Source organism: Gluconobacter sp. P1D12_c, from assembly GCF_018812105.1.
Classification (GTDB): domain Bacteria; phylum Pseudomonadota; class Alphaproteobacteria; order Acetobacterales; family Acetobacteraceae; genus Gluconobacter; species Gluconobacter oxydans_A.
On the sequence record NZ_JACSIQ010000555.1, the window covers coordinates 1 to 422 of the forward strand.

1 protein-coding gene is annotated in these 422 nt (G+C 43.8%); it reads right to left on the minus strand.

The genetic code is table 11. The features are described 5' to 3' along the window. Nucleotides 1-96: 96 nt before the first annotated feature. A partial coding sequence (locus KP705_RS18125; RefSeq protein ID WP_215765301.1) for a hypothetical protein occupies nt 97-422 on the minus strand: 326 nt, incomplete at its 5' end.

The following is a 422-nucleotide window of genomic DNA, read 5'->3' on the forward strand; positions in this document are numbered from 1 at the left end:
CTCCATCGTCTCACTATCGTTAGGCTTAGTCACATATTTTGTGAACTCATCAACATACTCAACAGTTCCCGCATCCTTAACAATGCACGACATCCTCTAACGAACATCAGCAAGAAAATCCTGCCAGCCGTTCCCCTTCAAATACTGCAGATCAAAGAGGATATTCATATGCATGTTAAGGTTTTCATGATCCTCATTATGAGTGAACTCAGTCCCCCTGAAATACAGATTTGAACCATTTTTTTGATTGATCCACCGTAAGCAAGCAGAGATCTTGCGTGTCCATTTCCTATGCTCCGCCTTGAGGTCATCATATATGCGGACGTTCTCACCGCAGGTGATAACCATGTACCGCAGATACTTCCCCTTATTCGGGAGAATGTTATCAATCCAATAGGTCAGCTCATTCCTCAACTGGCGAC